This is a genomic window from Actinoplanes sp. NPDC026623 (assembly GCF_040638275.1).
In the GTDB taxonomy this organism is placed as follows: Bacteria; Actinomycetota; Actinomycetes; order Mycobacteriales; family Micromonosporaceae; genus Actinoplanes.
In genome coordinates this window covers 1-8,675 of sequence record NZ_JBEZXZ010000285.1, presented here as the reverse complement: position 1 = coordinate 8,675, position 8,675 = coordinate 1, and the positions used below count along the sequence as shown (strand labels likewise).

Sequence of the window (8,675 nt, the reverse complement as noted above, 5' to 3'; positions counted from 1 at the left end):
GCCCACGAACTGCTGGTGGTTCGTTTCTACGCTGTTCGTGGGCACCCCCGGCCCCACCCGTCCACCGCAAGCAAATGATGCCAACCACAAAACGATCAGCGAACCGCCCGATAAACGATATGGGTGACAAGCGAAGCCGACCGCCCAGAGACCTGAGAGAGCCGACCCGGCGGCACCCTGTCGAACAGCCGCTCACCCCCACCAAGCACAACCGGCGCAACATGCACGCGAAGCTCATCGATGAGACCAGCCGTGAGGAACTGGTTGATCGTCCCAGGCCCGCCCGCGACAGCGATCCGACCGTCCCCGGAGGCGTCCTGTGCCCGCTTGAGCGCCTCGTGGATCCCCCCGGTGACGAACGAGAACGTGGTGCCGCCCTGCATCGGCACGTCCTCCCGCGGGTGGTGGGTAAGCACGAACACCGGCTTGTGGTACGGCGGATCGTCGCCCCACCAGCCCGTCCAGGCCGGATCCCAGTCGCCCCGACCGGAGCCGAACATGTTGCGGCCCATGATGAACGCGTCCGCTGCGGTGATCGCCGCCACCTCCGCCGCGTTCTCGTCAGGGGTTTCGAACATCCAGCGGTGCAACTGCTCGCCACCCTCGCCGAGGGGGTGCTCCAGCGCCTGGTTCGGCCCCGCCCCGAACCCGTCGGCGGAGACGGTGATGTCGCTGGTCACGTACGCCATTGTCGTGTCCCTTCCAAGCAACCAGTTGTGTTCTGGACCGTACCGGAGCCGGTCTGAACGCGTGGACCGGTGCAGACGAACGCGCCCATGACGATCGGGCTGACCAGCCTTCCGCCCCGCCGGTCGACCCATTCCGAGGCGACGGCCTCGGCGGCGCGCACGAGGTTGGCCGCCCCGATCCCGGCCCGGCCCGACGCCGCCCGGAACCGCCCGGTCGTGCAATACGCGGCGACCAGCGACGAGGCCCCGTCGAAGACCTGCTGGTCGCGGAACGTGTGCGTCCGAACCTCACGGAAGGATTTCCGCAGCACCTCCCCGCCGCTGCGCAACGAGAACGCCGACGCCCCCTCCGGCTCCGATGGGAACCCGATTCGATCGAGGGCCGCGAGGTGCAGGTCGACAACCGCCACGGGTATGTCGTCGGCGTTCGTGGTGGCCACCAGGGTGCCCGCGGGCCGTGTCACGCGGGCGAGCTCCCGTACGCCTTGATCAATGTCGGGCAGGTGGTAGAGCACGTGATTGGCCAGGACCAGGTCGAAGCCGTCGGCGTCGAACGGCAGGGCCTGGATGTCACAGGCGCGGGTGTCCACGGCCAGATTCTGCTGCGCCGCGGCCGCCGCTATCGTCTCCAGCATGCCGCCGAACAGGTCGCACGCGACGACCCGGGCCGGCCGCCCCGCGAGCCGGCGGGCGATCGGGATGGTGAAGCGGCCGACCCCGGCGCCCGCGTCGAGCACGTCGCGCACCGGTTCGAGGTCGAGGAGATCCAGGACCCACTCGACGAAGCTTCTGCCGCTCAACGGTACGGCGTAGGTCCGCTGCCGGTCACGCAGCAGCGTGGGGTCCTCGTAGAACGTCTTCAGATCCTCGGGGTCCACCGCAGCGCAGCCCGCGCTCAGCCCGCCTGCGTGCTCGCCGGCTGTGGCAGCGTGCTGGTGCCGGCGAGGACGATCTCCACTGCCGGCGCCGCCTCGGTCGTCGGCGGGTCGCCCGGGTCCGGGTCCTGCGGCGGGTCGGTCGGCTCGGCGGGCGGCTCGGTGTTGTCCGGGGGCGTCGTCGGCTGGTCCGGCTCCGTGGTCGTCGGCGCCGGGCCGGTCGGCGTGGGGTCGGCCGTCGGCGCGGTGGTCGGCGCGGTGGTCGGGTTCTCGCTCGCCGGCGTCGACGGGGGCTTCGGATGCCGCGGCGGCGCCGCCTCGCGGGTCCGGGCGTCGGCGATCCTGTGGACCGAGGTCACGTCCGTCGGCAACTGGCTCGAGGTCGGCGTCGGGGTGATGCCGGGCTGCGGCGCCTGGGTGGGTGCGGGCGGGCCGTCGACGGCGGCCTCCGCCGGTCGCCTGCCCGGCGTCGAGTTGCCGTTGGCGACCTGGAGCCCGACGATGCACACGATCGCCGCGGCGACGGCGATCGACGCCGTGATGGGTGCGCGGGTGCGGGAGCGCTTGCGCCGCACCGGCGGGATGACGCGGGTGAGGGCGGCCGCGGGGCGCACGGTCGGGACCTTGCCGGCGGCCCGCCGCAGCACGTCGGCGACCTCGGCGGCCGACGGGCGCCGTGCCGGGTCGTCGGCGGTGCATTCGTCGTAGAGACGGGTGATGTCGCGGGGGAGTCCGGCGATGCCGGGCAGCCGCGGCACCCGCTGCTGGTGGCGGGCGGCGAGGATCTCGCCGACGTTGGTGCCCGGCCAGGCCCGGGCTCCGGTGAGGCATTCGAACAGCAGCAGGCCGAGGGCGTAGACGTCGGCGGCGGGATATGTCGGCTCGCCGCGCAGTTGCTCCGGCGCGAGGTGGGCCGGGGTGCCCCAGAGCCGCCCGTGGGTGTCGTAGCTGTTCTGGCCGGCGAGGGCGGCGATGCCGAAGTCGAGCACCTTGACGCCGGCGGGGGTGAGCATGACGTTGCGGGGCTTCACGTCGCGGTGCACGAGGTCGTGCGAGTGCGCGGCGGCCAGCGCCGTGGCGACATCGGCGCAGATCTCGCAGGCGCGGGACCATTCGAGCGCGCCCGCCGCGGCGAGCCGGTCGGCGAGGGTGTCGCCGTCGAGGAACTCCATGATCAGGAACGGGTGCCGCTGATCGCCCTCGGTGGCCTCGCCGTAGTCGTAGACGCGGGCGACGTTCGGGTGGTTGAGTGCGGCCGCGGCCCGGGCCTCGCCCAGCACGTCGACGGCCGGCGCGCCGCTGTCGGGCCGGTAGGGGGAGAAGAGCTTGATCGCGACACGACGCTTGAGCGTCCGGTCGTAGCCGCTGTGCACGACGGCGCTGCCGCCGTATCCGACCGCGTGCTCGACTCGATAACGGCCTGCCAGAGATCGCATGGTGAGCCTCCTGGCGGTCGTCCGGACCCGTCACCCACAGAGTGGGTCGTCCAGGCGCTGATCTTGAACACATTGTCGCACGCCGGAACCGGACCTGGCAGCCTCGAAACAGTGACGGCCGTCGCCGCAATCGCACGATTGCGGGCCGGGCCGCCTGGGAACGCGGGCTGTCCATCGCGGACGCCGGCGGATCGGGCGATTTCTGGGGAATTGTCCGGGCCGCCGCCAATCTCCTATCTGGTCAGGCCCGGCGGCCATAATGCGTTGTGGAGATCAGCTCTGATGACGGCGCGCGGCTGCGGATCAGGCCGCTGGGCTACCAGTTCGGCGTAGCGCCGCCCGGCGATCCGGACGAATCGGAAGACTGGCTGGACGTCGCCCCCGGCGACCTCGTGCGGGCGGCCGGGCAGTGGGCCGACGAGATCGCGCCGTTCCCACCACGGACCGCCTGACCACCGGGGTTCAGCTGGCGATGTCGCGGCCGGCGAAGCGGGCCCACGCGGCCGTCAGGAACACCAGGATGTACGCGCCCGCCGACAGCAGCCCCGGCGTCAGCGCGTCGAACGACACCGGATCGCGCAGCAGTTCGCCGAAGTCGCGCCAGTGCTGCGTCAACAGGTACGGATGCAGCCAGTCGAGCTGCGGGATCTGCCCCAGCACGAAGCTGGCCACGCTGAGCATGGTCAGCGTGATCGTCGCGGCCATCGGCTGGACGGTGAGCGTCGACAGGAACAGCCCGACGGCGCCGAGCGCGGACAGGCACACGCCGAGGAACAGGCAGACGCTGAGCAGTCGCAGCAGGGCCTCGCCGAGGCCGGCCTGGGTGCCCGAGAGCAGCGTGACGTCCCCGCCGCCGAACAGGATCAGGCCGATGCCGAGCCCCGAGACCGCCACCACCAGCGGGGCCAGGAACGAGCAGGCCACGATGCCGGCGTACTTGACCGCGAGCAACCGGGTCCGGCCCACCGGCACGGTCAGCAGGTAGCGCAGCGTGCCCTGGTCGGCCTCGCCGGCCACCGCGTCGCCGGCCACCATCGCGATCGCGATCGGCAGGAAGAGGGTCAGCTCGACGCCCAGCGCGGCCAGCGCCACGAAGAAGCCGTTGCCGGTGATCTGGGCGAAGAAGTCCGGGCCGCCGCCGGGCCGGTCCGAGCTGTCCGGGGTGGCGACCTTCATCGCGACCGCGAGCACGATCGGCACGGCCGCCAGCGCGGCGAAGCCGGCCTGGTTGCGCCGGCGCACGGCGATCAGCCGCAGTTCGGAGCGCAGGAAGCGGGACGAGAACCGGCGTACCGGTGCCGCCGGTGCCTCAGCCACTGACATTGAAGCCTCTTCCGGTCAGGGAGACGAACACGTCCTCGAGGCTGGGCGCCTCGACCGCGAAGCCGCGCACGGCGACGCCGTCGTGCACGAGGGCCGCGACGATCTTCTCCGGCGCGACCGGGCCGAGCTGCCCGGTGGCCTCGGCCGCGGTCTCGGCGACCTCGGTCAGGCCCAGCGTGCGCAGCACCCCGGCGGCCTGCGCGCTCTGATCGGTCAGCACCCGTACCCGCGGCGCCGCGTCCGCCCGCAGCTGCGACAGCGGCTGCTGGGCGACCAGCTTGCCCCGGTGCATGACGCCCACGTGCGTGCAAACCTGCTCCACCTCGGCGAGCAGGTGGGTGCTGAGCAGCACCGTCGCGCCCTCGGCGGCGAGCGTGCCGACCAGCGCGCGCACCTCGCGGGTGCCCTGCGGGTCCAGGCCGTTCGTGGGCTCGTCCAGGATCAGCAGCTCGCGGGGCATGAGCAGGGTGGCCGCGATGGCGAGCCGCTGCTTCATGCCGAGCGAGTAGGTGCGGTAACGCTTGGCCGCCGCGGCGGCCAGCCCGACCCGGTCGAGCGCCGTGGCGATCCGGGCGTCGGCGGTCCGGGCCTCGGCCGTGCGATCCGCGGCGTCGAGGCGGCGCAGGTTGTCGCGCCCCGACAGGTACGGGTGGAAGCCGGGCCCCTCGACCAGCGCGCCGACGCGGGACAGCACGTCGGCGGCGTGGTCCGGCATCGCCGAGCCGAGCAGCTCGTGCCCGCCCGAGGTGGGGCTGATCAGGCCGAGCAGCAACCGGATCGTGGTGGTCTTGCCGGAGCCGTTGGGGCCGAGGAAGCCGTAGACGGCTCCGCGGGGGACAGCCAGGTCGACGGTGTCCACCGCGACCTGGCTGCCGAACCGCTTGGTCAGCCCCTGTGTGGCGACCGCGAGGTCAGTCACTTTCCGGCTGCCTCGTACAGCTTCTCCGGGGCCACCGCACCGACCAGGACCCGGCCGTCGTCGGTCACCAGGGCGCTGAACAGGGCGCTGGAAAGCAGGTGCCCGCTGCCCCAGGCGCCGCTGACCTTCGGCAGCGTGTTGACGAGGCCGTCGAGCTGGCCGCGCTGTGCGCCGTCGCCGGCCGGCAGCTTCGCCACCACCACGGCGGTCCAGCCCTCGCCGACGACCTTGGTGCCCGCGGGCGCCTCCGGCCGCTTCGCGGCGCTGTGCTCGGCCTCGGCCCGCTTCTTGTCGATGTCGGCCTTGGTGGGCTCGTTCACCTTGGTGCCCGGCGGCGGGTTGAAGTTGAACTGCTCGGCGTCCGGCACGTCGAAGCTGACCTGCTGGAACGCCACCCGGAAGGCCGGCGCGTTGGCGCCCTTGGCGTAGACGTCGACGCCGAGCGGGATGTGCTGCTTCGCGTCGATGGCCAGGCGCACCTGACCCACCAGCGAGGCGGTGTCACGCGGCGTGAGCACCAGCTCGTACGCGTTGCGGCCGGCGACCTTGGCGGCACCGGTCGTGGAGACCGCGGTGCTCGGGTCGATCGCGGCGAGCGCGGCGTCGGCGGCCTCCTGCGGGGTGGACGGCACCCCGGTCGGCAGCGCCGCCGGCTTGTGGTCCTTGCCGGGCGCCGGCAGCTTGAAGTGCGTGGCCGAGCTGTCGCTGCTGCGCCACATCCAGACGTCGGAGCCGTTGCGTATGACGTCGGTCTCGCCGAGCGTGCCCATGAGGGCGAACCGGGCCTTGTCCTCGCCGGCGTACCAGACGCGGGCGGTGTTGCTGCCGGCGACGAGCTTCATGATGTCGACGCCGCCGGCCCCGCCGGACAGCCCGGGCAGCGACGGCAGGCCCAGATCGGCGGTCTGCACGACCGTGCCGGACAGCCCATCCACCTTCGCGTTCTGCACGTCGACCAGCAGCTGGGCGGCGCTGCGCTCGGGCAGCGACGGCTCCGCGCTGGCGACGATGGTGCCGGCGGCCGCGCCGCCGCCGATGACAACGACCGCCGCGGCGGTCGGAACCAGCCAGCGCAGCGCGGGCCTTGACCTGAACACATTCACGATGAGTCCTCCCCTTGACTGCAGCCATCTTGCGCCGGGTGGCCTGTGACGCCGCTGAGAAGAGCCCCTAGGGGTTGCCCCCGGCATGCCAAGGTAGTGGGGTGCGGTTGCTGGTGGTGGAGGACGAGGCGCGGCTCGCGGCTGCCCTGCAGCGGGGCCTGCAGGCCGAGGGATTCGCGGTGGACGTGGCCGGGGACGGCCAGGACGGGCTGGAGCTGGCCCGCCACGGCGACTACGACGCGATGATCCTCGACGTCATGCTGCCCCGGCTGTCCGGTTACCGGGTGGTGCGGCAGCTGCGTGCCGAGGAGCACTGGCTGCCGGTGCTGATGCTCTCGGCCAAGGACGGCGAGTACGACCAGGCCGACGGCCTCGACTGCGGCGCCGACGACTACCTGACCAAGCCCTTCTCGTACGTGGTGCTGCTGGCCCGGCTGCGGGCGCTGCTGCGCCGGGGCACACCGGAGCGGCCCGCGGTGCTGCGCCACGGTGACCTGGAGCTGGACCCGGCGCAGCGCAAGGTCACCGTCGCGGGCGCGCCGGTGGTGCTGACCGCCCGAGAGTTCGCGCTGCTGGAATACCTGCTGCGCCGCCCCGGCGAGGTCGTCTCGAAGACCGAACTGCTCGACCACGTCTGGGACGCGGCGCTCGACACGGCGGCCAACGCGGTCGAGGTCTACGTCGGCTACCTGCGCCGCAAGATCGGCCGGGACCGGCTGGAGACCGTCCGCGGCGCCGGTTACCGGCTGGCAACCGTCGACGGGGGCTGAGCGTGGCCTGGCTGCGCCGGCTCAGCCTGCGGGCCCGGCTGCTGATCGTCTCGGTGGTGGTGCTCTCCGTCGGCCTGGTCGGCGGCGGCGTGGTGCTGATCGCGACGATGAACTCCGTCCTGCTGCGCACCGCGAACAAGGAGGCGCTCGGCACGGCCAACGCCGTGGCCGACCTGGTGGACGCGGGCACGGTGAGCGATCCGCTGCCGGCCGCTCCGGGCGTACGGGTGCAGGTCGTCGACGGCCGGGACCGGGTGCGCGCGGTGTCCGCGGGCGCCGACCGGCTGGTGCCGATCCTCTATCCGGCGGAGCTGGACGCGCTCGCCGACGGCGAGGGCCGGTTCATCCCCGGCCGCCGGATCGGGCTGGACGGGCGGGTCCGGGTGGTCGCGGTGAACGCGGGCACCGCGGCGGAGCCGATGCGGGTCCTGGTCGCCCGCCCCACCGCCGACCTGACCCAGGGCCTGCACCTGCTCCGCTGGATCCTGCTGATCATCTTCCCGCCGCTGGTCGCGCTGCTGGCGCTGGTCGCCTGGCGGGTCACCGGCGCCACCCTGCGCCCGGTGGAGGCGCTGCGCTCGGGCGCCGAGGACATCACCGGCGGGGCCCGGCCGGGCCGGCTGCCGGTGCCGGACTCGCGTGACGAGATCCACCGCCTGGCGGTGACCCTCAACGGCATGCTGCACCGGCTGGACGCGGCCCGGGGCCGCCAGCGGGCCTTCGTCGCCGACGCGGCGCACGAGCTGCGCAGCCCGCTCACCAACATGCGCACCGAGCTGGAGGTCGCGCAGCGGCTGCCGGACACCACGGACTGGCCGGCGCTCGCCGGCGACCTGCTCACCGACGTCGACCGGCTCAGCAGACTGGTCGACGACCTGTTGCTGCTGGCCCGCGCCGACGACGAGACGACCCGGGCGCTGCAGCGCCGGCCCGAGGCGGTCGAGCTGGGCCAGCTGCTCGCGGAGGTCGCCGCCCGTTACCCGGCGGTCGAGTACGAGCGGCCGGCGGTGCCGCTGCGCACGGTGGGGGAGCGCGACGCGATCGGCCGGGTGGTGGCGAACCTGCTCGACAACGCGGTCCGGCACGCGAACTCGTCGGTGCGGCTGCTGGTGGCGTCGGACGGCGCGTACCAGTTGATCTCGGTCTCGGACGACGGGCCGGGCATCCCGGCGGTGGAGCGCGAGCGGGTGTTCGACCGGTTCACCCGGCTCGACGACGCGCGGGCCCGCGACGCGGGCGGCTCGGGGCTCGGGCTGGCGATCGTCCGCGAACTGGTCCGGCGCCACGGCGGAACGGTGGCGCTCAGCGGCGCCGTCCCGCCGCCCGGCCTGCGCGTTGACGTCAGGCTGCCGTCGGCCTGATCCGGCCTAGTATCACCTCATGGACCGGGAGGTCTGGCAGGCCGGCGAGGCCTACGAGGCGTACGTCGGGCGGTGGAGCCGCCCGGTCGCGCGCGAGTTCGTGTCCTGGCTGGACGCGCCCGCCGGCCGGTCGTGGCTGGATGTCGGGTGTGGAACCGGCGCGCTCACCGGGGCGGCGCTCGCCGCCGCGCCCGCCCGG

The 8,675-nt window shown here is 73.3% G+C and carries 9 protein-coding genes and 1 pseudogene; 4 read left to right on the top strand and 6 right to left on the bottom strand.

Features of this window, described 5'->3' with window-relative positions; translation table 11 throughout:
* Nucleotides 1-95 precede the first annotated feature (95 nt).
* Genes AB0F10_RS42195 through AB0F10_RS42185 form a run of 3 tightly spaced genes read right to left on the bottom strand, consistent with a single transcriptional unit; the run spans nt 96 to nt 3,000 of the window.
* On the bottom strand, nt 96-689 hold the full coding sequence (locus tag AB0F10_RS42195) for a dihydrofolate reductase family protein (RefSeq protein WP_360639231.1): 594 nt from the start codon (nt 687-689) through the stop codon (nt 96-98).
* Entirely contained in the window at nt 677-1,567 is an 891-nt protein-coding gene (locus AB0F10_RS42190; protein ID WP_360639228.1) for a methyltransferase domain-containing protein, read from the bottom strand. The genes AB0F10_RS42195 and AB0F10_RS42190 overlap by 13 nt, the downstream gene beginning before the upstream one ends.
* A gap of 17 nt (nt 1,568-1,584) precedes the next feature.
* Nucleotides 1,585-3,000 carry a serine/threonine-protein kinase gene (locus tag AB0F10_RS42185; RefSeq protein ID WP_360639225.1) on the bottom strand — a complete coding sequence of 472 codons (1,416 nt, stop codon included), beginning with the start codon at nt 2,998-3,000 and terminating at the stop codon, nt 1,585-1,587.
* 266 nt (nt 3,001-3,266) lie between these two features.
* Here AB0F10_RS42185 and AB0F10_RS42180 point away from each other — a divergent pair, with 266 nt between their 5' ends.
* Nucleotides 3,267-3,452: a hypothetical protein gene (locus tag AB0F10_RS42180; protein WP_360639222.1), complete on the top strand. Its 186-nt coding sequence runs from the start codon at nt 3,267-3,269 to the stop codon at nt 3,450-3,452.
* 10 nt (nt 3,453-3,462) lie between these two features.
* Here the strand turns inward: AB0F10_RS42180 and AB0F10_RS42175 are convergent, their stop codons facing one another.
* The 3 genes from AB0F10_RS42175 to AB0F10_RS42165 are packed head-to-tail and all read right to left on the bottom strand — an operon-like array spanning nt 3,463 to nt 6,345.
* Nucleotides 3,463-4,323 carry an ABC transporter permease subunit gene (locus tag AB0F10_RS42175; protein ID WP_360639219.1) on the bottom strand — a complete coding sequence of 287 codons (861 nt, stop codon included), beginning with the start codon at nt 4,321-4,323 and terminating at the stop codon, nt 3,463-3,465.
* Nucleotides 4,310-5,242, bottom strand: a complete 933-nt coding sequence (locus AB0F10_RS42170) for an ABC transporter ATP-binding protein (protein WP_360639216.1) — start codon at nt 5,240-5,242, stop codon at nt 4,310-4,312. The genes AB0F10_RS42175 and AB0F10_RS42170 overlap by 14 nt, the downstream gene beginning before the upstream one ends.
* Nucleotides 5,239-6,345 carry a hypothetical protein gene (locus AB0F10_RS42165; protein WP_360639213.1) on the bottom strand — a complete coding sequence of 369 codons (1,107 nt, stop codon included), beginning with the start codon at nt 6,343-6,345 and terminating at the stop codon, nt 5,239-5,241. The genes AB0F10_RS42170 and AB0F10_RS42165 overlap by 4 nt, the downstream gene beginning before the upstream one ends.
* 101 nt (nt 6,346-6,446) lie before the next feature.
* Between AB0F10_RS42165 and AB0F10_RS42160 the strand changes: the two genes are divergently transcribed.
* The 3 genes and pseudogenes from AB0F10_RS42160 to AB0F10_RS42150 form a co-directional block, all read left to right on the top strand.
* The gene (locus tag AB0F10_RS42160; RefSeq protein ID WP_360639210.1) at nt 6,447-7,115 is read left to right on the top strand and encodes a response regulator transcription factor; all 669 of its coding nucleotides are present in this window, start codon (nt 6,447-6,449) and stop codon (nt 7,113-7,115) included.
* A 2-nt stretch (nt 7,116-7,117) separates the two neighbouring features.
* Nucleotides 7,118-8,476: an ATP-binding protein gene (locus AB0F10_RS42155; RefSeq protein WP_360639207.1), complete on the top strand. Its 1,359-nt coding sequence runs from the start codon at nt 7,118-7,120 to the stop codon at nt 8,474-8,476.
* 19 nt (nt 8,477-8,495) lie between these two features.
* Nucleotides 8,496-8,675 (top strand): annotated as a pseudogene (locus AB0F10_RS42150) (SAM-dependent methyltransferase); the annotation flags it as partial.